Annotated in this window: 17 protein-coding genes; 11 read left to right on the top strand and 6 right to left on the bottom strand. The window is 63.2% G+C overall.

Translation table 11 applies throughout. From position 1 onward, the window contains the following. Positions 1–6 precede the first annotated feature (6 nt). From AC1DYD_RS23150 to AC1DYD_RS23180, 7 genes are all read left to right on the top strand, one after another. The gene (locus AC1DYD_RS23150; protein ID WP_478175093.1) at positions 7–1,044 is read left to right on the top strand and encodes an ABC transporter substrate-binding protein; all 1,038 of its coding nucleotides are present in this window, start codon (positions 7–9) and stop codon (positions 1,042–1,044) included. A gap of 20 nt (positions 1,045–1,064) precedes the next feature. Continuing rightward, positions 1,065–2,801, top strand: coding sequence for an ABC transporter permease (locus AC1DYD_RS23155; protein WP_478175094.1), 1,737 nt, complete (start codon positions 1,065–1,067; stop codon positions 2,799–2,801). Continuing rightward, positions 2,798–3,877: an ABC transporter ATP-binding protein gene (locus AC1DYD_RS23160; RefSeq protein ID WP_478175095.1), complete on the top strand. Its 1,080-nt coding sequence runs from the start codon at positions 2,798–2,800 to the stop codon at positions 3,875–3,877. The genes AC1DYD_RS23155 and AC1DYD_RS23160 overlap by 4 nt, the downstream gene beginning before the upstream one ends. 8 nt (positions 3,878–3,885) lie before the next feature. Further along, entirely contained in the window at positions 3,886–4,692 is an 807-nt protein-coding gene (locus AC1DYD_RS23165; RefSeq protein WP_478175096.1) for an enoyl-CoA hydratase, read from the top strand. Positions 4,693–4,723: 31 nt separating this feature from the next. Continuing rightward, positions 4,724–5,923, top strand: coding sequence for a CaiB/BaiF CoA transferase family protein (locus AC1DYD_RS23170; protein WP_478175097.1), 1,200 nt, complete (start codon positions 4,724–4,726; stop codon positions 5,921–5,923). A gap of 24 nt (positions 5,924–5,947) precedes the next feature. Then, positions 5,948–7,192 carry an MFS transporter gene (locus AC1DYD_RS23175; protein WP_478175098.1) on the top strand — a complete coding sequence of 415 codons (1,245 nt, stop codon included), beginning with the start codon at positions 5,948–5,950 and terminating at the stop codon, positions 7,190–7,192. Positions 7,193–7,261: 69 nt separating this feature from the next. Further along, positions 7,262–8,830, top strand: coding sequence for a malonate--CoA ligase (locus AC1DYD_RS23180; RefSeq protein WP_478175099.1), 1,569 nt, complete (start codon positions 7,262–7,264; stop codon positions 8,828–8,830). A gap of 1,105 nt (positions 8,831–9,935) precedes the next feature. Here AC1DYD_RS23180 and AC1DYD_RS23185 read toward each other — a convergent pair. Then, the gene (locus tag AC1DYD_RS23185; RefSeq protein WP_478175100.1) at positions 9,936–10,982 is read right to left on the bottom strand and encodes a Bug family tripartite tricarboxylate transporter substrate binding protein; all 1,047 of its coding nucleotides are present in this window, start codon (positions 10,980–10,982) and stop codon (positions 9,936–9,938) included. Here AC1DYD_RS23185 and AC1DYD_RS23190 point away from each other — a divergent pair. Both AC1DYD_RS23190 and AC1DYD_RS23195 read left to right on the top strand, forming a co-directional pair. Next, entirely contained in the window at positions 10,981–11,916 is a 936-nt protein-coding gene (locus AC1DYD_RS23190) for a LysR family transcriptional regulator (protein WP_478175101.1), read from the top strand. The two genes, AC1DYD_RS23185 and AC1DYD_RS23190, sit on opposite strands and share 2 nt — an antisense overlap. Positions 11,917–12,018: 102 nt before the next feature. Then, positions 12,019–13,932 (top strand): tannase/feruloyl esterase family alpha/beta hydrolase, encoded by a 1,914-nt coding sequence (locus tag AC1DYD_RS23195; protein ID WP_478175102.1) that lies wholly within the window; start codon positions 12,019–12,021, stop codon positions 13,930–13,932. Between the two features lie 704 nt (positions 13,933–14,636). On the opposite strand, the gene AC1DYD_RS23200 is transcribed toward AC1DYD_RS23195, so the two are convergent. From AC1DYD_RS23200 to AC1DYD_RS23215, 4 genes are all read right to left on the bottom strand, one after another. Beyond that, entirely contained in the window at positions 14,637–15,602 is a 966-nt protein-coding gene (locus tag AC1DYD_RS23200; protein ID WP_478175103.1) for a LysR family transcriptional regulator, read from the bottom strand. A gap of 66 nt (positions 15,603–15,668) precedes the next feature. Then, on the bottom strand, positions 15,669–17,282 hold the full coding sequence (gene ggt, locus AC1DYD_RS23205) for a gamma-glutamyltransferase (RefSeq protein ID WP_478175123.1): 1,614 nt from the start codon (positions 17,280–17,282) through the stop codon (positions 15,669–15,671). Between the two features lie 23 nt (positions 17,283–17,305). Continuing rightward, complete coding sequence (locus AC1DYD_RS23210; protein ID WP_478175104.1) at positions 17,306–18,283, bottom strand: Bug family tripartite tricarboxylate transporter substrate binding protein; 978 nt, start codon at positions 18,281–18,283, stop codon at positions 17,306–17,308. A 4-nt stretch (positions 18,284–18,287) separates the two neighbouring features. Continuing rightward, complete coding sequence (locus AC1DYD_RS23215) at positions 18,288–18,731, bottom strand: GAF domain-containing protein (RefSeq protein WP_478175105.1); 444 nt, start codon at positions 18,729–18,731, stop codon at positions 18,288–18,290. A gap of 208 nt (positions 18,732–18,939) precedes the next feature. Here AC1DYD_RS23215 and AC1DYD_RS23220 point away from each other — a divergent pair, with 208 nt between their 5' ends. Next, positions 18,940–19,917 (top strand): Bug family tripartite tricarboxylate transporter substrate binding protein, encoded by a 978-nt coding sequence (locus AC1DYD_RS23220; RefSeq protein WP_478175106.1) that lies wholly within the window; start codon positions 18,940–18,942, stop codon positions 19,915–19,917. A 20-nt stretch (positions 19,918–19,937) separates the two neighbouring features. After that, positions 19,938–21,578 (top strand): gamma-glutamyltransferase, encoded by a 1,641-nt coding sequence (ggt, locus tag AC1DYD_RS23225; RefSeq protein ID WP_478175107.1) that lies wholly within the window; start codon positions 19,938–19,940, stop codon positions 21,576–21,578. Positions 21,579–21,594: 16 nt separating this feature from the next. Here ggt (AC1DYD_RS23225) and AC1DYD_RS23230 read toward each other — a convergent pair whose 3' ends face one another. Further along, complete coding sequence (locus tag AC1DYD_RS23230) at positions 21,595–22,494, bottom strand: LysR substrate-binding domain-containing protein (protein WP_478175108.1); 900 nt, start codon at positions 22,492–22,494, stop codon at positions 21,595–21,597. Positions 22,495–22,527: the final 33 nt, after the last annotated feature.

A 22,527-nucleotide genomic window follows, 5' to 3' on the forward strand; every position in this document is an offset into this window, starting at 1 on the left:
AACATCATGTCCGACAAGCTCTCGCGCCGTCGTCTCGTTCAATCCGGTGTCGCCCTGGGGGCGATCGCAGGCCTCGGCATCGTGCCGGCTTTCGCGCAGGAAGACGAGCTCTATGCCGCCGCCAAGAAGGAGGGCAAGCTCGCGCTCTACTGGGGCTCGTACGAACAGAAGACGGCGGAGGAATTCCGCGATGCCTTCAAAGCCCGCTACCCGGGCATCGAGGTCAGTCTGCTTCGCCAGGGATCGCAGACGGTCTACAACCGGCTGCGGCTCGAACTGCAGAACGACGTGGCCGAGTGCGATTCGCTCGGCACGACGAACATCCTTCATTTCATCGACCTGAAGAAGGCCAACGCGTTACTGCCGTACGAGCCGCGCGGCCTCGACATGGTTCCGGCCGGCGTGCGCAAGCTCGATCCGGATTCCGCCTTCACGTTGGGCGCGATCAGCCTGACCAGCATCAATTTCCAGTCCTCCAAGGTGCGCAAGCCGCCGGCGAGCTGGCTCGCGTTGCTGGACGACGAATGGCAAGGCAAGATCACGATCGGCAGTCCGGCGGCTTCCGGCGACGTCGCCAGCTGGGTGGTCGCGATGCGCTCGAAGTACGGCGACGACTTCCTGCGCCGGTTGGCCCGGCAGCGGCCGAAGATCGGCCAGTCGAACGTCGACACGGTGACGGACATCCTCTCGGGCGAGCGCCTGGTCGGTGCCGCCGCGCCGTTCAGCTATACGCTGGCGCAGAAGGCCGCCGGCAACCCGATCGACGTGGCGGTGCCGAGCGACGACCTGATCCTGAACCTCGGCGTGATGGCCATCCTGAAGAACGCGCCCCACCCGAACGCCGCCAAGCTCTACCACAGCTTCCTGTACTCGAAGGAGGCTTCGCAGATCCTCTCGAAGAACTTCTGGCCCACGCTGCGCACCGATGTCGCATGGGCCGACGGCCGCAGCTTGGACAGCATCAAGTGGTACCGCAACAAGCCGGACAACCTGGCAGCGGAGGTGGCCGAAGGCATCGCGAAGTGGAAAGAGATCATGCGCTGAGCATGGACAGGAAAGCACCCGTGCCACGATTCCTTCGCAACGCGCAACCATCGAAAGTCGTCGCCACCCTGGTGGTGGCGGTCTGCCTGTGGTTCTTGGTGGTCCAGCCCTTCGGCTGGATCCTCTTCAACAGCGTCCACGATGATCTGACCAAGGCGTGGACCCTGGGCAACTACGCCCGCATCCTGACGCAGGGCGACCTGGTCGGTCCGATCCTCAATTCGCTGCTGCTGGCCACCGTGGTGGCGATCGTGTCGGTGCTGATCGGCTTGCCGGTCGCCTGGCTGGTGTCGAGGACGGACCTGCCGGCGCGCGGCCTCGTGAGGACGCTCACGCTGGCCGCTTTCGTGACGCCGTCCTTCGTCGGCGCCACGGCCTGGATCCTGCTCGGCGCGCCGAACTCGGGCTGGCTCAACAACCTCTGGCGCTCCGTGACCGGGAGCGAGGCGGCGTTGTTCGACATCTATTCGATGACGGGCGCGGTCTTCGTCAGCGCGATCTATACGGTGCCGTTCACCTTCACCATTGTGAGCAGCGCGCTTGAATCGATGGCCGTTGAGCTCGAGGACGCCGCGACCACGCTTGGCAGCGGCACCTGGCGGACAATGTGGAGCGTCACCATCCCGCTGGTCATGCCGGCCATCATCGCCGGATTCATCCTCTCGTTCATCCAGGGCCTGACCCTGTTCGGCGTCCCGGCCTTCCTGCTCGGACCGAGCGGCGTTCAGGTGGTCACGACGCGGCTCGCCGAGCTGTACCAGCAGTTTCCGCCGGAGCTGTTTCTGGCCGCGGCCTATTGCGTTCCCTTGCTGCTGATCACCTCGGCGCTCTTCCTGGTGCGGCGGCGCATCCTCGGACGCCGCCGCTTCACGATGATCTCCGGCAAGGCACGCGGCACGAAGCGCATTGCGCTGAAGGGATGGCGCTGGCCCGCCTTCGGGCTCGCGTTGCTCGTGCCGCTGACGGCCATCGTGCTGCCCTATGCGGCGCTGCTGGTTGTGTCGCTCAGCAAGGCCTGGGGCCGGGGCCTCGGCCTCGACAACCTCACGTTCGACTGGTACGTGCTGCTGCTGACCGGCAACGTCGAGACACGCACTGCGATCTTCAATTCCTTCGGCTTCGCGATCGCGGGCGCCTCCGTCTGCGTGCTGCTGGGTACGGTGGTCGCCTACCTGGTCGAGCGCAAATCGGTGCGCTTCACGGGGCTGCTGGCGGGGCTGGCCACCCTGCCCATCGTCATCCCGGGCGTGGTGCTGTCGGTGGGCTTCTTCGCGGCCTACGCCAAGGCTCCATTCGGCCTCTACGGCACGCCGTGGATTCTGATCGCGGCCTTTTCGGCCACCTTTCTTCCGATCGCGTTCACCCAGGGCTCCGCGCTGATCAAGGGCATTTCGCCCGATCTCGAACGCGTGGCGCGAAGCCTTGGCGCTACGGAAGTACAGGCATTCGCGCACATCACGGCGCCGCTGCTGCGCAACGGACTGATCGCGGCGTGGCTGCTGGTCTTCATTCCCATCATCAGGGAGCTGTCGGTCGCGGTCTTCCTCGTCACTCCCAAGACCAATGTCATGACAACGCTCATCTACAACGCCAAAGACGGCGGCAACTACGAGACCCTCTGCGCCATGAGCGTGCTGCTGGTCGTCAGCACCATCGTCCTCGTCGCAGTCGCGCGGCTGGCCACGGCCGGCGGCGCACGCATCGGTGCCCGGCGCGCCGCGCGCCATGCGCTCAGGACCACGGAGATGATGGCATGAGCAGCATCCGCATCGCGAAGTTGCGCAAGGACTTCGGCGCGCAGCGCGCCCTTCACGATATTGACATGGCTATCGAAAACGGCACATTGCTCGCGCTGCTGGGCCCTTCCGGCTGCGGCAAGTCGACCACGTTGCAGTTGCTAGCCGGGTTCGAACAGCCGACCGCGGGGGAGATCTGGGCCGACGATCAGCTGCTCTCCAGTGCGCGCCAGGTGGTGGGCCCCGAGAAACGCGGCGTCTCGCTGGTGTTCCAGAACTACGCCGTGTGGCCGCACAAGACGGTGGCCGAGAACGTGGCCTTTGGTCTGAAGCTGAAAAAGTATTCGTCCGCCGAGATCGGGCAGCGGCTCAAGATGGTGCTGCAGACGGTACAGCTGAACGCCTTGCGCGATCGCTACCCGTCCGAGCTCTCAGGCGGCCAGCAGCAGCGCGTGGCCCTCGCCCGTGCGCTCGCGGTCGAACCCCGGATCCTGCTGCTCGACGAACCGCTCTCGAACCTCGACGCCAGCTTGCGCGAGGAAATGCGCTTCGAGATTCGCCGGGTCCACGAGGCGCTGGGCATCACGACCGTGCTGGTCACCCACGACCAGGCCGACGCGCTGGCCACCGCCGACCGCGTGGCGGTAATGCACGCCGGGCGCGTCGAGCAACTGGGTACACCTGAAGAGCTGTTCGATCGACCTGCGAATGCCTTTGTTGCCACCTTCATCGGTAGCAACAACGAGCTGCGCGGGCGCTATCTCGGCGCGGGCCGCGTCGGCATCGGCGACCAGGTGCTGCTGGGCCGCGCCAGCGCGCCACTGGCAGACGGCAGCGCGGTGTCGCTGTGCATTCGCCCGTCCAAGGTCAGGTTGGCCGCGGGCGGGCCGGACGCTGCGCCGGACTGCAATCTTCTGCGAGGCACCGTCGTGCGTTCGTCCTATCTCGGCGAGTACCGCGACGTCTCGCTGCGTACGGCGCAGGACCAAGTCCTGCGCATCCACGTGCCGCCGCAGGTCCGCGCCGAAGTCGGTGCGGACCTCACTGCCTGCCTGCCGGTCGACGACTGCCAGGTGCTCTCCCTCAGCCAAGCCTGAAAGCCCCCATGCTGCAAGACCTGCCCGCCAACCAAGCCATCGTGCGCAAGCGCCAAGGCGCTACCGAATGGATCATCTTCAACCGTCCCGCCGCCCGCAATGCGCTGACCCTCGAGATGGAGAGCGCCTTGACCGGCCTCTTCCGGGAGCTCGGCGCGGACCAGGGCGTCCGTGCCGTGGTGCTGACCGGGGCACCGGGCAGCAAGCCGGCCTTCGTGGCGGGCCAGGACATGGGTGACCTCGGGGACGCCAACTCTGCGGTGAGCTCGATGGCGATGGAGGTCAGCTCCGAAGACATGCTGGAGTCGCTGGAGCAACTGCGCGTGCCCACTATCTCGGCCATGGCCGGTGCCTGCGTCGGCGTTGGCGCGCTGATGGCCGCAGCCTGTGACATCCGGATCGCGGCGCCGTCGTTGCGCTTCGGCTTTCCTATCGCACGAACGGTCGGCAATTGTCTGTCCATCAAGAACTATGCGCGGCTGGTCGGGATGATCGGCTACGCACGCACAAAGGACATGGTGTTCGACGCCGCGCTGCTGGACGCTTCGGCTGCGCTGGCTGCCGGAGCAGTGCGTGAAGTGGTGCAGGCCGAAGACCGCCTGCTGCAACGCGCCCAGGAGATCGGCGACCATCTGGCCACGCTCGCGCCGTTGACGCTGTGGGCGACCAAGGAAGCGCTTCGCCGCCTTCGCGATGCCTCGCTGCCCAAGGACGCGGACGACGACCTGCTGCTCGCGTGCTACCTCTCCAGCGACTACGAGGAAGGCATCTCCGCCTTCATGCAGAAACGTGCGCCGGTCTTCACCGGCGCCTGAACGAAGCCCGAAACAACACAAGGAATCTGGAATGACAGAAACACAGGAGAACGCGCGGGGCCCGCTCGCCGGCGTGCGCGTGCTCGACGTGACGCACATGCTGGCGGGGCCCTATTGCACTTGGCTGCTGGGTGCGCTGGGCGCCGACGTGATCAAGATCGAAAGGCCCCAGAGCGGCGACTTTACCCGGATCATCGAGCCGATGGTCGACGACGAGAGCATCTATTTCCTGAGCGTCAACCGAAACAAGCGAAGCGTCACGATCAACCTCAAGGAACCGCGCGGCAAGGCGCTTTTCGAGAGGCTTGCGGCTACCTGCGACGTGCTGGTCGAAAACAACCGGGCGGGGGTCATGGACCGACTCGGACTCGGCAAGGAAGACCTGGCGAAGAGCAATCCGCGCCTGATCTACACCTCCATCTCGGGCTTCGGCCAGGACGGCCCATACCGCCACAAGCCGGCCTTCGACGTCGTAGCGCAGGCGCTGTCGGGAATGATGAGCATCACAGGCGAACCGGGCGGTGGGCCGTGCCGCGTCGGTGCGTCCATCGGTGACATCGGCGCGAGTCTATTCGCGGCTGTCGGCATCTTGGCGGCGCTCCAGCAGCGCAGCAGCACCGGCCGCGCGGAGGCGATCGATATCGCCATGCTCGACTGCCAGCTGGCCTTGATGGAGAACGCGGTCGCGCGCTACCTGAACAACGACGATATCCCGAAGGCACTCGGCAGCCGGCATCCGCTGATCGCGCCATTCCAGGCATTCGCGACGCTGGATCGCCCGATCGCGGTCTGCGTCGACACGAACGAGCAGTGGGTGCGCATGTGCAGGGCCATGGAGCTCGAAGAACTGCTGGCGGACGAGCGCTTCCCGACGGGATCGCGGCGCGCGGCCAATCACGCCGAGCTGGAACCGCTGCTGAAGGCTGTCTTCGCCCTCAAGACGCGCGCCCAATGGCTGGAACTGTTCGATGCCGCGGACGTTCCCGCGAGCGCCATCAACTCCGTTGAGGAGGCCTTGGTGGATCCGCAGGTGCAGCATCGACGCATGGTGGTCGAGGTACCGATTGGATCGGGCAGGAAGTTCATCGACATTCCTATCCACATGCGCGACGGCGCCCGGCCGCCGCAGAGGCCCGCTCCTGGGCTGGGCGAGCACAACCGGCAAGTGCTGGCCGAACTCGACATAGGCGAGGAAGAAATCGACGCCCTCGAGCGCGACCGCGTCATCTGATTCCGCTGCGCGTCGCGGCGAAGAATGAACGGGCACGGCGCAGGCAAGGAAGGGACCAGTGCTTCCGGCACCATGTCCGCGCTCGCCTCGCTGGCTGCGATCATCGGCGCGGCCCTGTTCAATCAGGCAGCCCACGGGGCACTTCAGCTCTACCTGCCGCTGCACATGCTCGCGGCGGGATCCGCCACCGTATGGATCGGGGCGGTTTCATCGGCCTTTGCCGCCGGCTTCCTCTTCGGCTGCTTCATGGCCGTGCGGCTGGTTCGGCAGATCGGCCATATCTGGACCTTCTCGATCTGCGCGGTGTCGCAGGCGATGCTCACGCTGGCGCTGTGGCTGGCCCCGAGTCCGGCCGCCTGGAGCGGCATCCGGTTCCTGATGGGCATCGCGGGCGCATGCGTCGCGGTGGTGTACGAAAGCTGGATCAACGAGCGCACCGCGCCCGCGTTGCGCGGACACGTCTTCGGCCTCTACAACGTGCTGAACAGGCTGAGCCAGATCGGCGGGCAACTGGCGTCGGCATGGCTCACGCTGGCAGGGTCGTTCGCGGCATTCGGCCTGATCGGCCTCCTGTTCGCGATCTCGCTCGTGCCGGTCGGGCTGACGCGTGCGGTCGCCCTGACGCCGCCGGGCGTGGCGTGGCTGCCGATGCGCCAGATCTGGAGGGCATCGCCGCTCGGCCTCGCGGCGGCGCTCCACGCCGGGCTGGTCGGCGGCGKTCTGATCGCAATGATGCCGGTTTACGCCCAGGCGCAGGGCTTCGATGCGAAGACCGCCGCATTGCTGCCCGCGGCGGCCCAAGCAGGCTGTCTTCTGACGCAGTGGCCCCTGGGCGCCGCGGCGGATAGGCACGGCGGATTGCGCGTGATCGGCGCCTGTGCTGCCGTTTCCGCGTCTGCCTCCTTGGGGCTGTTCGCATGGCAGCCGGGTCCCTCGATGGCGCCAGGATTATCGGCCTTGGCGGCACTGCTTGGCGGCACGGTACTGCCCATGTATGCACTGTCGCTCACGCATGCGTCGCAGCTCGCGATCGTCGGCAAGGGCCAGGGAGCTGTCGGCTTGTCGAGCGCGCTGCTTGCCAGTTGGTCGGCGGGCTCAGTGGTCGGCCCAGTGGTCGTCGCGTTGGCGATGTCGTTTTGGGGGCCTTCGGCGCTGGCGTTCTGCCTCGCGTTGTCTTCCGCGCTTCTGGGCGCCTGTGCGCTGAAAGGTGCATGCAGCGCATCCGAGCGATGCACAGAAACTGATTGTCCCGCGCGAAGACGCCCTTGACACTTCGCAGGACTCGGCAGTTGCTCATTTGCTGCCCCTTCCTTATCTCACCTTTTTCGGGAATCCACCATGCCATTGGAACCCTTTGTCAACGAAAGCCTCTTCTCGGCCTTGCGCGCCGCCTTTCCCTCCGAGCTGAGTGCATTGGCCATCGATACCGCCAACGGGACCCGCTACACGTGGCGTGACATCGACGTTGCGACGGCGCAGATCGCCAACCTGCTCGACGCGCTGGCGCTGCCTGCGGGCTCCCGCGTCGCGGTGCAGGTCGACAAGTCAGTGGAGGCGATGCTGCTCTATCTTGCAACGCTGCGTGCAGGCCTCGTGTTCGTGCCGCTCAACATCGCCTACCAGAGCGCCGAGATCGCCTACTTCATCGAGAACGCGGAGCCGGCCGTGGTGGTCTGCGCGTCTCGCAATGCCGGGTGGGTCAACGATGTCGCGCGTGAGGCCGGCGTAGCGCATCTCTTTACCCTCGACGACAACCAGACGGGCTCCTTGCTGGAGCGCTCGGCGGCAATGCCGGCCGCACATGAGGCCGTGGCGCGACGCGGCACCGATCTCGCATCGATCATCTATACGAGCGGCACGACCGGACGCAGCAAGGGTGCCATGCTCAGTCATGGCAACCTGTTGTCCAACGCGCTGGTCCTCAAGGACTACTGGGGCTGGCGGCCTGGCGACGTGCTCATCCATGCGCTGCCCATCTTCCATGTGCACGGTCTTTTCGTGGCCCTCCACGGTGCGCTCATCAGCGGCAGCCGGATGATCTGGTTCGACAAGTTCGAGCCGGAGTCCGTGCTGCTTAGGATGCCCGAAGCCAGTGTCTTCATGGGCGTGCCCACGCTCTACACTCGCCTGCTGGCCGATCCTGGCCTGGATCGCGATGCCGTGTGCAACATGCGCTTGTTCCTGGCCGGATCGGCGCCGTTGCAGGTCGAGACATTCCACGCCTGGTCGGCTCGTACGGGCCACGAGATCGTTGAGCGCTATGGCATGAGCGAGACCCTCATGCTGAGTTCCAACCCCTACCATCACGCAGCAGGCCGCCGGAGGGCGGGAACTGTCGGCCACGCACTGCCCGGCGTGCAATTGCGTGTGGCGCAGGACGGCCGGCCTTCGGCAGTGAATGAGATCGGCGGCATCGAAGTCAAGGGGCAGAGCGTTTTCAGTGGCTATTGGCGTATGCCGGAGAAGACGCGTGAGGAGTTCACAGAGGACGGATTCTTCAAGACCGGAGACGTTGGCAGGATCGATGGCGCGGGCTATCTTTCCATCGTCGGAAGGAGCAAGGACTTGATCATCAGCGGCGGCTATAACGTCTATCCGGCAGAGATCGAGGTCTGCCTCGATGAACTGCCGGAGGTTGTCGAGAGCGCAGTAGTCGGCCTGCCGCATCCGGATTTTGGCGAGGTCGGCGTGGCGGTGGTCGTCATGAGGGCAGGAGCGCAGCTGCAAGAGGCAGACATCCTTTCGCGGCTCAAGACCAGGCTCGCCAACTTCAAGGTACCGAAGCGTTGTTTCGAGGTGGACGCGCTGCCGCGTAATGTGATGGGAAAGGTGCAGAAGAACCTGCTTCGCGAACGGTTCCGGCCCCTGTTCCTCCAGTCCCCGGCAGAGACGCAGTCCGTGGAGTGAGTCGGGAGGCGCCTGGGGGTCGGGCTGCAGGCATAGGAGTGACAGGGCATTGTCTCGTGCCTTTGATCTTGACGTCGAGAATGCCTACCCCGGTGAGGCTGTCGGCCCGAGCACCGAGTGCAACGCACCCGGTCCGCGCTTCATGTACTGCGTCTTTCCGAACAGCACTTGCCCCTCCGCAGGGTCCCGCTGCGGCTTGCGGAGATCGCTCATCAGTCTGATCGCGCGCTCCACCGCCAGGCGCGCTGAGATCGTTTCAAACCAGGTTCGGAGAACCGCTCAGCACGATGCATTTGCGCTCCCAACTGGCCAGCCAGGTAAAGGTCGCATTGTCGGCGATCGAATAGCGCTCGCCGGCGAAGAAGCGGGCTCTAAGACAGGCGGCGTTCAATGACGCAGTAGAGACGCTGAGCCTCTTTGGAGTATCTCTCGATGGCATAGGGAATCTTGTCGATCGAGTAGGCGAAGGTGGTGTACCTGGCCGAGCATCGGGCCGACGCCACCGACCTAGAACATCAGGGATTGCAGGACCGAGAAGCATCCGCGGTCCGAGGTGGGCAAGAAACGGTCGGTCTTGGAAGCGAGGTACAGCCGGATGGCACCGGACTCGGAAAGTGCATCGGCTTGCCGTCTGGGCCCACGGGATCGGTGATCGCGGCGCACCGCCTCCCGTTGGCTGCCGCGTATCGCACCCGTCCGCAGACATCTCGCTGCTGCCACGCGCAAGGCACACAGGCCCGCGGTCACCGCATCGACGAGAAGCTCGAGCAGCCGATCGCCGAGGTCAATGCTGAGTGGCTTCTCCATCGCCTACACGCACCCGAGGTGCTACGCGCGGTGCGGGCTTTGCCAATTGCGGTCTGACCTATCTTGCCCTCACAACATGATCGCCCGAGCAATCGGTGATTCGTTCTCCCTGATGTCTTTCGTGTTTGGTCCGTGCTGGAATTTGGGTACCCACCTTGGCGAAAAAAATAAACGGCGAGCTCGCCCCCTTCGAAAAGTCGGCCTCGGCAAAGCGGGCCGCTCATTTTCATGAGGAACCGTGTCCCGCTCAAGCTCATAGATGCCATCTCTGGCGTTCAGAATGAGTTGGGCGCTGACCTCAATCCAGATTGAGGCCGGGCATCTGAATTAGTTCGGCCCACTTGCCAACTTCGCTTCGTATGAATGCGTCATAGCGCTCGGGAGATGAGCTCACGACCTCAATGCCGATACTTTCTTCCTCCGCGCGCATGGCACCGTTCATGGCTATGCACGCCGAATCGTGCAATGTGCCGACCCGCGATGGGGGCGTCCCCCGTGGCACGGACAGCCCGGCCCATGCAGTAGCCTCGAAGCCGGGGAACCCGCACTCGCTGACGGTGGGAACGGTATCGAGCACCGCAATCCGCTGGAGACTGCTCACGGCGAGCGCACACACGCGTTGCCGCCTTATCCAAGGCAGTGCCTGGTCGGGATTGGTGAACATCAGGGGCAAGCGGCCGCTCAACAACTCGTTGAAGGCGGGCGCCCCTCCTTGGTAGGGCACGTGGATCATGTCGATTTTCGCACGCTGCTTGAGCATTTCCATGGCGAGATGCCCCGATGATCCTTTACCCGCACTGGCGTATGCCAGCCGGCCCGGATGCGCGTGCGCTTCGTCAACGAGCGCGGCCAGGCTTCGTGCCTGCAGCGAGGGATGCACGACAAGCACGTTCGTGGTGGCCGCGACTTGCGTGACATGGACGAAGTCAGCGCGGATGTCGATAGCACGTTCCGGGTGCAGCGCTTGCTGGACGGCGTCGCCGGACGACGACAGAAGCACAGTGTTCCCGTCGGGTGCCGCGCGCGCGACGAATGCGGCGGCAATGGCGCCGCCTGCGCCCGGCCGGTTCTCGACAATCACTGGCCGCCCGAGGGCCGGCTGCATGCCCCGGGCCAGCCGGCGCGCGAGCAGATCCGAGGAACCGCCGGGTGGCGCGGCGACGACGAGGCGCACAATGCCCGTGTCGCCCGCCCAGGCGCTGGACGCCCGCACCACGCCCGCCGCGGCAAGGCCCAGCAATGCGAAGAACGCCGCGCGGCGCCGCGGCCCGCCGTGCCGACTATCAGGCAGTTGGCCTACTATCGGGGGCGTTGCATTCACCTTCTGATCTCTGATCGATTCCATGCGAGAGACAGCCTCGGTTCTTCTCAATCGAATACTGGCGCGCGGCAAATTCCGCCACATCCAAATTCTGCTCAAGGTGGCGGAGCTGGGCAGCGTCCAGCGCGCCGCTGAACAGATCGGGCTGGCACAACCAAGCGTAACGCAAACCCTCGCAAGCCTCGAAAGCCTCCTGCAGACAAGGCTGTTCGAACGGCATGCGCGCGGTGTGCGCCCGACCCCGGCCTGCCTTGACATACTTCCGGTCGCGCGCCAGTTGATGCAGGTCGCCGCGGAAAGCGCGGAGATCGTCTTCGCGCGCCAGGACAAAGGGGCGAGCGTCGTCCGGGTCGTGGCGTCGACCTCTGCGATGAACGGGATTCTGTTGAAGGCGCTGCCGGCGTTCTGCCGCGCATCTCCGGCGATCAGGATCCAAATCCGCGAGGCCGAAGGCGACGATCTCCTGCTGGCCGTGACCCGGCGAGAGGTCGACATTGTGGTCTGTCGTCGGCCCGCCGTGCTTCCTGATGGCTGGTCTTTCACGCCCGTGCAGGACGACCGGCTGGCCGTGATCTGCGCGGCAAGCCACCGTCTGGCGGCGATGCGCCGCGTCACATGGAGGTCCGCATGGCRTGAACGGTGGTTGCTGTCGCCCGCGGGCTCGATCGCGCGGCAGGTGTTCGACGGCCTATGCGAACAAGCGCCGGCGAACGTGAGCACCCATCCGGTCATCACGCGCAGCCACACGCTCATTCGCCGGCTGCTCGACGAGGAAGGGTTGCTGGGTTTCGTGCCCCGGAGCTTCGTGCGCGACCTACTGGACGCTGGTGCGATCGCGGAGTTGCCGCTGCCTGGTTTGCCACCTATGCCCGGACTCGGCGTGCTCGCGCGGCACAGCGATTCGCGCGACTCCACCTTGTGCATGCTTCGCTTCTTGGCCGCAATCCCGAATCACTAGCTATAGGCAATTCGAATAGCTCGCTTCAAATTTCGATTTGTCACCTGTCCGCGGATCGCGAACACTCCGCGGACCCCCGGTAATTCCAAACAAAGGAGACAAATGAAATACGAAGCATCGGCCCGATGGGGCCTGAACCGCGTTGTGCTACTCGTGCACAGGGCATGGAGGATGCTGGCGATGGTGACCGTCGCGGGAACCCTCGCGGCCTGTGGCGGCGGCGGCAGTAACGGCGCCGGATTTCCCTCGATCGTTTCGCCCACGACACCAGCGCCCGTGGCTACAACGCCGCCGGTCGCAACGAAGCTCACCTGTGACGACTCGATCGCCGCCAATTTCAAGCCAGACGCCAGCACGTCAGTGCTCGTGGTGCATGCATTCAAGGCCGGTGACCGGATTGCGCTCTCCGGCACGCCGGCGTCTCCGACGCCACCGGTCGCGGGAGTGGACATGTGCTTCGTCAAACTGCTTGTCGGTCCCGGGAACCCCGGACCGGCCGGTGCACCGTCGACTTCGGCGGGCATAGGCATCGAGGTGTGGCTGCCTGCACCATCGGCGTGGAATCGCGTCATTCGCGCGATGGGCAGCGGCGGCTGGGCCGGAGGCGCACACGCCGACCCGACGCAGATCGGGTCGCGCGCCCAGTTCTTGCCGGCTGTCAGTAAGGGTTACGTCGTCTCGGCGTCCGATCACGGCCATGCGCTGCTCAACAACGGCTCTTTTGCGATGAATCCCGACGGCACCATTAATACGGTGCTCTGGCAGGACTTCGCCGAGCGCAGCCTGCACGAGATGGCAGTGAAGACCAAGGCGCTCGCTAAGGCTTACTATGGCGAAGCGCAAACCTATGCCTACTGGGACGGCTTCTCGACGGGCGGACGCCAGGGCTTCAAGCTGGCCCAGAAATATCCGAACGACTTCAACGGCATCCTGGCCGGCGCGCCGGCCTTCAATTGGACAAAGTTCATCACGGCCGAGCTCTACCCGCAGGTGGCGATGCAGCGCGAATTCGGCACGCCGATGGCCGCGTCAAAGATCGCCCTCGTCAGCGGCGCGGCCGTCACGGCGTGCGACACGCTGGGGCTGGGCTTCCTGGCTGATCCGCTCCAATGCCGTTACGACCCTACGAAGGACGCGAATGTGCTGTGCGCGGGCGTGGCCGGTAACGGTGTGACGGGCGCAAGCGCCAGTGCGTCATGCGTCAGCCTCGCCGAAGCGCGCGTAATCAACCAGATCTGGTACGGACAGACCGTCACAGGCACCTTTCCCGACCCCGCGGTCGACAACGGCGCTGGCCCCACGCAAAGCAGCTCCGACCAGCTCTGGTGGGGACTGACGCGGGGGACCAACCTAGCCCTGTCGTTGGCCGGCGCGACCCCGTTCGCGATCGCAACCGACCAGGTTGCGCTGGAGCTCCAGGATCCGGCCTACGCCGGCAACACGTTCACGAATGCGACCGGCAACGGAACCAGCAAGTGGAAGTCGCTCGACTATGCAATGTTGGCGGCCGCATCAGCACGAGGTGTCGCTTTGCAAAGCGCGTTCAGCCAGATCAACACGGACAATCCAGACCTCGGCGCGTGGCGGGATGCAGGCGGAAAGCTCCTGACCTATCACGGCCTCGCCGACGACAAGATCATGCCTCAGGGCTCGCTCAACTACTTCTATCGCGTTGCAGCAACGATGGGCGGAACGGCGGCTGTGCAGACCTTCGATCGACTGTTCCTGATTCCCGGCCTCGCACACGACAGCACATTCTCGACGAGCGCTTCGATAAACCCGTCAACCAACGCGAACCTCGATGGCGCCAAGGTGCCGCTGCCGCAGTACGTCAACGGCCGCGACGAACTCTTCGTGGCCTTGCGCAAATGGGTGGAGCAAGGCGTTGCACCTGCCCGTATCGACGTGAGCTCGGCGGACGGCAGCATCGCCATGCCGCTGTGCCTGTACCCGCAGAAGGCGACATATGCAGGACCTGAATCGGTCAAGGCCGCTGCCAGTTACGACTGCCGTTAGTCACGGAAGCGAAGAGGGTCTTGTCGTATTTGGTAGCGCTCATAGAGATGTCGTTCTGCTTCAGCCGTCGAGCGCTTTCCACATCTGACCGTCGCGGCCGGCCGTCCAGATGCGCGGATGTCATCCGGTCATATCGAACGGTTAAGCAGTCGTCGAAAATGACCCAGTGGACGTACTTGGGCTTCAGGGCAGTGTAGGTGTCCTTGTAGCTGCGGGCATCGCATCGCAAGACCTGTCCAGAGCAAGGCAAGCCCTGTCGTGGCACACGCACGACGAAATCCCAAAGCTTGCACCGGGCGAGTTAGTTCCATTGGACATCGAAATCTGGGCCACCAGCACTATGTTCCCTAATCTAAAGGATGGCGGCTAGTGCTGACGTTGCAAGGACATGACTTCATCGTCGCTCCACCGGGTCCGATGCTTCACGATCCCGAGGACCGACCTGTAGAGTAGTTTGGCGGTACTAGCACTTGTTTTCAGGAGTCTCCCGGGCGATTGCTCATGCCGATAGCCGGGACACCTCCATAGCTTATTCCGATGTCTGGCACGAGACGCCGGCTGCCGTGATGGCGACTTTGAAAGATCTTGAGGAAACAGCAAAACTGCGAATGCGTTCGGCGACGGAGCGCGGATCCCTTATCGAGGGGGAGTTGATGAACTGCCACGCCGATTTGTCGCGAGGTCGGTAGCTTGGGTGTCGAAGCTCATTTGGGCCCTGCGCGCGCAGTCGGCGACGGCACAAGCTTGTTGACAGTTCGTTTCAAGGAATTCACCAACTCGCCCAGCAGGGGGTTCGGGTTGTCGTCCGACCAGATCAATCCGAGATGACCGAAGTTGACAACCGGGGTGAGGGGGACCACGGACAACAACTTCAGGGACCGATAAAAATCCGCGACGAGGCCTGAAAGAGGTGCGAGGCATTCCGACGCTTGCAGGTGGGCCTGGATAGATGCCACCGAAGCGGTTTCGACACGCGGGATCGGCAATCCGACTTTGTGCTCGGCAAAGGCCTCCTCGAATCGCAGCCGCGTCAGGCTGCCGGAGGGCGGCAAAACCCAAGGAAACGCGGCGGCTTGGCTCCAGGTCGGCTTGCGTTTTCGTGCAAACGGATGGTCTTCTCTGCAGACGATGCGAACGACATCTTCCATCAGCACATCAGTCGCGAAGCCATATCGATGGCCACGGACGTCCACTGTGCCGACGACCAAGTCGAGTTCTCGCTTGCTTAAGCGTTCGAGCAATGTCGGCATCGTGTTTTCTTCGAGGTACACGATGATGTTGGGATGCTGAAGTTGCATCTCTGAAATGGCTTGGGGAAGCATCATCAGTGCGGCCGAATGAATGCACCCGATCTGGAGCCGACCCACCAGGCCGGTGCGAACCGCTGCCAGTTCGTTGTCGACCCGCTGCACGTCACCCAGCATTCGCTCCGCATGGCGGCGCAAGATCTCGCCGGCGGCGGTCAGCTTGAGCTTGCGCCCGCGAACAAAGAGCGGACAGCCGATGACGCTCTCCATCTCTGCCAGCCAGTGGGACACCGCCGGTTGCGTCATATGCATCTGCTCAGCAGCCGACGTGATTCCGCCAGTACGGTCGAGCACTAAAAACATCTCCAAGTGGCGAAACTTGAGACGGCGTGCCCACGAAATTTCGCTCAGATCCGGTCTCATGAGCGAATGTTAATGGATGGCGCATGCCCTGACCGCACGACGTTCTGGATGTCAGCGCTATCGACGCTACGCCTCGTAGGCGACCCCGTCGCGGCCCGGATCAGCGCCGCCTTCGAGGCGACCGCTTACGTTCTTGATGGCATGCACCCAGGCAATCGTGTACCCGAACGGATTCCGAACTACCTGGTAGCCCAGCGCCTCCAGCGCACGGGTGACCGATCGCGGAATGCGGTTCGACACATCGATGGCGTTGCTCGTGGAGGAGAACCTTGGAGCAGAAACGGCGGCTTGGATCGTCATGTCGAAATCGATCGCATTTATCAGCGTTTGCAGCACGCCCATCGCGATCTGGGTTCCACCCGGAGCCCCCAAAACGATCTCTGGCTCGTCGTCCTTGAACACGATAGATGGGCAGGCCGAAGAAAACCTTGACTTTCCAGCCTCGATGCTGCCGGCGCGGCCGGGTCGTGGGTCGAAGACGCCCATGCAACCGTTGTACATGAAGCCAAGTCCAGGCGTGATGACCCCCGAGGGCATTCCCAGCGAATGGGTTAGGGCGACGCAGTTGCCGTCTGCATCCACTACTGAAGTGTGTGTGGTTTCGCGGGGGACAGAAACTGCATTGCTCAGCCGAGGCACAGTTGCCTTCTCTCCCGCGGCGATGGACGCGGCAGCTTCGGCGGCCAGTTCCTTGGACAGTATCCGATCAAGTGGAACGTCCACAAAAAGCGGATCACCGATCGACCGGTCCTTCTCGATGGTGGCACGCTTCATCGTCTCGCAGACCACGCGTATGAACTCGGGGCTGTTGTGCCCCAGTTCGGCCAGATCGAATCGTTCGAGGATGTTGAGCATCTGTAGCAGCATGGCGCCACCGCCAGGCGGCTGGTTCGTGGTGATCCGTCGCCCTCGATACGATCCCACCAGCGGCACGTTGTGCCGGGGTTGATAGGCGGCCAGATCCGCCATGGAGATGAGCCCGCCGTTGGCAGCCATGTCCTGCGTCATCGCCCTTGCGATCTCCCCCTGATAGAAGGCAGTAATCCCCTCACGGGCGATCGTTTCAAGCGTGTTCGCGAGATCCGGATTGCGAAGAGGCGCGCCGATCGATTTTGGCTGGCCCTCTGGTGTGCAGTAGAGCGCCCGACCATCCGCGCTAAAGGCCAGGCGCTCCCGGTTGCTAGCACGTCCTTGCAGCGGTTCGTCCGCCCAAAACGCATGCATCGCGGGTCTGACGAAGAAGCCGTCGCGAGCCCATGCGATGGCCGGTCCGACGACCTCTTTCCACGGCAGCTTCCCGTGGCGATCGTGCATGCGCTGCAGGCCTGCGAGGGTTCCGGGCACAGCGACTGATTGATACCCAATGTCGTTCAAGCGCCCCGCGATGCTGAAGCCAAAACCATCGCGGGCTTCACCTTCGAGCAGATGCTCCCACATGTCGGACCTTGCACTCATCGCGGCAGGGGCGTGAAAGTCGATGTATTCATGGGCCGCAGGCTGTTTCATGTACACAGCAGCTGTCCCGAAGCCTGCGATTCCGCACATGAGCGGATCAACCACTGTCTGGGCAAGAGCGCAGGCCACAGCCGCGTCCACTGCGTTGCCGCCCGCACGCAAGATCTCGACGCCCGTCTCCGCCGCTTCAGGTTGGGGGCAGACCACCATGCCGCGTGGGCTCATCGATGTTTTCATAGGTTTCCTGATCAGTTGGGTTTGAGCTGCAAATCCGCCGCGACGCGTTCAAAACGGATCAGATCGGCCCTGGCACGGGCGTCTGCCTCGGCAGGGAGATTCGCCACCGGGATCCAGCCCGCCTCGAGCAGCCTCTTCCGAATGTCAGGCTGAGCGAATCCCTTGGCAACGGCCGCTTGGAGCCGGTCCACAATTGCGGTGGGCGTGTCCTTCGGCGCGGCGAGGCCGAACCAACCTGAGGTCACGAAACCCGGGAGACCCGCTTCATCGGCGGTCGGCACGTTCGGCATCGAGGGACTGCGAACTTGCGTCGTCACGAACAACGGCCGGACCCGTTGCGCCCTGACGTTCTCCGTCTGCGACGCCGCGTTGTCGATCATGGCGTTGATGTGGCCACCCAAGAGATCCGTCGTGGCAGGAGGACCACCTTTGTAGGCGACTACATTTGCGGTGATACCGGCCGCCTTGAGAAACATCATCTGTGTGAGATGTGCCTGCGTTCCGATCCCTGCATTTCCGAAGGATACCTCGCCAGGACGTGCCTTCGCGTAGCTGATGAAGTCCTTGAGGTCTTTTACCGGCAAGTCACGATTGGTGACGACGATGAAGGGGATCTCGGTCAGGATGGTGATCGACTTCAGCGAGTCAACGGGTCGGTGCCGGAGGTTGTATATGTGCGGGTTCACCGCCATCGTCCCCGTGCCGGTCAGAACGAGGGTATATCCGTCCGGTGCAGCCTTGGACGCGTACTCGAGAGCAGTGGATCCGCCAGCTCCTGGCCTTGGATCGACCACCACGGGTTGTCCCAGCGCCTTGGTGAGAATCTCACCGACCTGCCGAGCCAGTGTGTCCGAGGCACTGCCGACGGCGTAGGGGAAGACGATGGTGATCGGACGCGACGGGTACTCGGCGGCCGCTGCTCCCGTTGCCGCTCCGGCTGCGAACAGGCTGCAGATCGAAAGGACAAGACGACGGGTGAAAAGGGTCATCGGACTACTCCTCGAATTCGGAAGGCTGCTTCAACAGCGGCACCGCGAGCGCCGCCAGTTCCAAGAGAAGCGGGAACATGTCTTGGTGGTACCACCCAGCCTCATGCAGAACATTGATCGAGCCGATTGTGATTCCGCCAGCTATCACGGGGATGTTCACGGCACTGCCGCAGCCTAGTGCCTCGAAAATCGGGTAGTCGGGAAAAGCGTCTCGGCAGGCTTGCGGTGTAGCGCAAAGCCTCGGCGTTCCTCCAACCACGATCGTGCGATAGAACTCGCTGTCTGTTCGGAGAGGCTTCGTTCCACCTCGGGGATACGCGACAGGATTGCTTGAATGAACACGCCGGTTGAGCGACCGAGGCACATCGATGGTGAGCACCGTCAGGAGCTTGTGGCCGACAGCATGTGCGTAGACTCGCTCGAGATCTTCAAAGGCGTTGATGTGCATCGGCGGCATCCAACGATTCTGTTTGACATGTGCGCATGCCACAAATGAATAAATCGAGGGCCATCCATAACCACCAGCTCATGTTTTTCTAGGCGCAAGCAGGAGAACATGCATTTTTGCTTATGGTTTCAGCGAATTTATTCATTTGCGTTGATGGTGTCATCGGCCTGAAACTTGAAGCATTCACTCAAGCTCAAGGTGGGATTTCATGAAGTTGTCGAATTGCGTGAGTGCCATGGCCCTGTCTACCTTGGCTTGCCTGTCGGCGCCAGGCTTCGCTCAGGCTATCTTCCCTAGCAAACCAATCAAGCTGGTCGTTCCACAAGCACCCGGCGGTGCGTCGGACACCATCGCCCGCCTATATTCGGATTTCCTTTCGAAGTCGATCGGGCAACCGGTGATCGTCGAGAATCGCCCTGGAGCGAACGGCATCCTTGCGTCGACATTGGTCGCACGACAGCCCGCTGACGGCTACACGCTCTTGCTCGCAGGCGTGTCGCAGCTTGCGCTGAACCCGATCACGTACAAATCTCTGTCGTACAACCCCCAAAAGGACTTCACCGGCGTCGCGCTTCTCGTGAACACGCCGTTCCTGCTGGTGGCCCATCCCGAAGCAGGAATCAAGACCTTGGATGATGTGGTGCGGGTCGCCAAGGCCAAGCCGGACTCCTTGAACTTCGCTTCTGCGGGGAAAGGCAATGTGACCCATTTGGTGAGCGAACTGCTTTTCCAGCGTTTGAATATTCAAATCACGCACGTTCCGTTCAACGGCTCTGCGCCCGGGCTGCAGAGCGTTCTGGCCGGGCAGACCCAGTTGATGTCGGACGTCTTCGCCACCAGTGCGCCGCAAGCCAAGAACGGCAAGGTGGTACCTATCGCGGTCATTGGCGAAAAGAGGCAGCCTGCGCTGCCCGACGTGCCCACGGTTGCGGAGCTGGGTGTGAAGGACTTTCCGGCCCCGGGTTGGTACGCGTTGGTTGCGCCGGCGGGAACACCGAAGCCAATCGTCGACCGGTTGAACGCAGAGACCCAGAAGTTCCTGCTCAACCCTGAGATCAACGCCAAGCTGGTCAGCATGTCGCTGGAGCCCCTGCCTTCTAAGCCTGAGACCGTGATGCAGAAGGCCTCGCATGAGTCGGAGAGCTTCGGTCCGCTCATCCGCAAGCTCGGCATCTCCAACGATTGATTCTTGCGAAGCCGATTGTGATGACCGACCGAATTCCAGTGAACAGGCTCCCTCGAGCCAAGTCGATGATCGTTGCGCCTCAGCCGGAAGCCGTCGAGGCAGGGGCGAGCGTGCTTCGCGCCGGGGGGAACGCGCTTGATGCCGCACTGGCCTGCGCTTTCACGCAGGGGGTGATCGACCCTTTGATGTGCGGCATCGGAGGTTTCGGGGTGCTGCACATCTTCGAGCCGGCCACGCAGCGACATATGGTGTTTGAAGGGCTCAGCTCTTGCCCAATCGAGACGCGGGAGGATCAGTGGGCGGAGGCGTATCTCGGCGACACTACGGACGGCTTCGGGTACGTCGTCAAGGGGTTCGTCAACGAAGCCGGTGCCATGTCCGTATCAGCTCCGCCCGTCCTCAAGCTGATGTCCGAGGTCCACGCTGCATTCGGGAGGAGACCCTGGGAGGCACTGTTCTCCGACGCGATCTCGCGAGCCGAGAACGGCTGGATCGTTCGCCCTCACGTCTACACGGTGTTCACGCAGGACGAACGCAAGTACGGGCGCATGAACTATGGCGAGAAGCTTGCATTGACCGTCGACGGCCGTCGCATCTACCTCAATGAAGACGGCAGCTACAAGAAGCCTGGCTCGACGGTTCTGAACCCCGACCTCGCTCGGACGCTCCGGACGATCGCTTCTGAAGGGGCGGAGAGCTTCTACACCGGAGAGATCGCGCGCCGCATGATCAACGACGTGCGCTCGCAGGGCGGGATCCTGTCGATGGCCGATTTGGAAGGCGTTCGCGTCGTGCAAGCAGAGCCGCTGAAGACGAGCTACCGAGGCTGGGAAGTCGCAGTACCTCGACCACCATTCGGCGGCGCATTGGTGGCGCAGATGCTCAAGACGTTGGAGAACTTCGATCTGGTCTCCATGGGCCACAACTCGCCCGAATACATCCGCGTCCTCAGCGAGACGATGAAGATCGCCTTGCGTGATCGCGAGGAGTTTGTCGGCGATCCTGACTTCATGGAAAAGCCAGTTGAGGAGCTACTGACGGAAGCCTACGCACGACAGTGCGCTGAAGACATTCGGCAAGGGAGGAAGGCTGACATCGTTCGTCGGACCATCGGTGAATCGAAACACACCACCCACATCTCGGTTATCGATGAAGAGGGCATGGTGGTTTCCTTTACCCATACGCTGGGCAATCCATCGGGCTTCATCGTCAAGGACACGGGTTTCATGCTGAACGGCGGCATGAGCACCTATGACCCGATTCCCGGGCGCCGCAACTCCATGAAGCCGGGCAAGCGACGCTACTCGACGATGTCGCCGACGATCGTGTTCGACGCGGGCAAGCCGGTCATCTCGGTGGGAGCGCCTGGAGCCTCTTGGATCGGACCTGCCGTCACCCAGGTGCTGCTGAACACACTCGACTGGGGCATGGGCATCCAGGAAGCTATCAGCGCTCCCCGGATGGTGTCAACGAGCAACGCGATCGACATTTCCAACCGTATTCCCCTCGAGACGCAACGCCACCTGGAAGAAATGGGCTACCAAGTTCGCAGAACGCACCTGTCCTATGCTTTCGCGGGCGTGCACGGAATCACGCGATTTGGCGGCATCCTCCAGGGTGGCGCCGACCCGCAGCGCGATGGGTACGCGCAGGGCGTCTAGCCCACCCCCCAGCGGCCTAGGCGCCTGGCTGCGCCTCTGCCCGGATCCATGCGCGAAAAGCCTGCAACGGTGGATAGGTTTCACGGCTGGCCGACCAAGCCAAGTAGTAACTGTCGTCACTCTCCTGCGGCGATCCGGCGGCCACCACCAGATCTTTGCGGGCCAGTTCTTCCTTGATCAGGAACGTGGGCAGGAGAGCAACACCGAGTCCTGAAACCGCTGCCTGCGCCGCGACCGCGAACTGATCCACGAGCATGCCGTGAACGAAATCAAAGTCCACGTTCGAGGCGCGCAGCCACCGTTCCCACGCGTCCGGACGGCTCACAAGATGAATCAACGGCGCTTGCAACAGATCCACGGGCTTGTTCAGCCCCAGGCGTTCTTGCAGTTCGGGACTGCAGGCCGGGACGACGCTTTCCTTCATCAACAAATCCAGCCTCGCGCCGGCCCATTCCGGTGGACCGAAGTGAATAGCAGCATCTTGCGAATCCACCTCGAAGTCGAACGGCACCAATCGCGTGCTCAGATTGATGGTGATGCCCGGATGAGCTGCCAAGAATCTGGGCAAGCGCGGCGCCAACCAGCGTGTTCCGAAGGTTGGAAGGATCGCCAGCTTGAGCGTTCCACCCTGCGGATTGGCCTTGATGCCCATGGTGGCCGCCGCAATCTGTTCAAGGTTTCGCCGGATGTCCCGCGCGTAAGTTTCTCCGGCGGGCGTGAGCTTCACAGATTGGCGCTCGCGCAGGAACAGCTCCGATCCCAGCAGGTCCTCCAACCCTCGAATTTGCCTGCTTACCGCACTTTGGGTGAGATGCAGTTCGGTTGCAGCTGCCGTGAAGCTCTGAAGTCGCGCCGCCGCCTCAAACGATGCGAGTACCGACATGGCGGGCAGGAAACGACGCGAGAGAGTGACCATCAGGCATTCTGCCAAGGAATGATGTTGGACCAG

Source organism: Variovorax sp. P4_B11, from assembly GCF_056402355.1.

Excerpts from the sequence above, each read along its gene's own strand:
- AC1DYD_RS23150 (WP_478175093.1), top strand. The coding sequence starts at position 7 with ATGTCCGACAAGCTCTCGCGCCGTCGTCTCGTTCAATCCGGTGTCGCC.
- AC1DYD_RS23210 (WP_478175104.1), bottom strand. The coding sequence starts at position 18,283 with ATGACCCTTTTCACCCGTCGTCTTGTCCTTTCGATCTGCAGCCTGTTC.
- AC1DYD_RS23220 (WP_478175106.1), top strand. The coding sequence starts at position 18,940 with ATGAAGTTGTCGAATTGCGTGAGTGCCATGGCCCTGTCTACCTTGGCT.
- ggt (WP_478175123.1), bottom strand. The coding sequence starts at position 17,282 with ATGAGCCCACGCGGCATGGTGGTCTGCCCCCAACCTGAAGCGGCGGAG.
- AC1DYD_RS23165 (WP_478175096.1), top strand. The coding sequence starts at position 3,886 with ATGCTGCAAGACCTGCCCGCCAACCAAGCCATCGTGCGCAAGCGCCAA.
- AC1DYD_RS23215 (WP_478175105.1), bottom strand. The coding sequence starts at position 18,731 with ATGCACATCAACGCCTTTGAAGATCTCGAGCGAGTCTACGCACATGCT.
- ggt (WP_478175107.1), top strand. The coding sequence starts at position 19,938 with ATGACCGACCGAATTCCAGTGAACAGGCTCCCTCGAGCCAAGTCGATG.
- AC1DYD_RS23200 (WP_478175103.1), bottom strand. The coding sequence starts at position 15,602 with ATGAGACCGGATCTGAGCGAAATTTCGTGGGCACGCCGTCTCAAGTTT.
- AC1DYD_RS23180 (WP_478175099.1), top strand. The coding sequence starts at position 7,262 with ATGCCATTGGAACCCTTTGTCAACGAAAGCCTCTTCTCGGCCTTGCGC.
- AC1DYD_RS23185 (WP_478175100.1), bottom strand. The coding sequence starts at position 10,982 with ATGGAATCGATCAGAGATCAGAAGGTGAATGCAACGCCCCCGATAGTA.
- AC1DYD_RS23160 (WP_478175095.1), top strand. The coding sequence starts at position 2,798 with ATGAGCAGCATCCGCATCGCGAAGTTGCGCAAGGACTTCGGCGCGCAG.
- AC1DYD_RS23195 (WP_478175102.1), top strand. The coding sequence starts at position 12,019 with ATGAAATACGAAGCATCGGCCCGATGGGGCCTGAACCGCGTTGTGCTA.
- AC1DYD_RS23170 (WP_478175097.1), top strand. The coding sequence starts at position 4,724 with ATGACAGAAACACAGGAGAACGCGCGGGGCCCGCTCGCCGGCGTGCGC.
- AC1DYD_RS23230 (WP_478175108.1), bottom strand. The coding sequence starts at position 22,494 with ATGGTCACTCTCTCGCGTCGTTTCCTGCCCGCCATGTCGGTACTCGCA.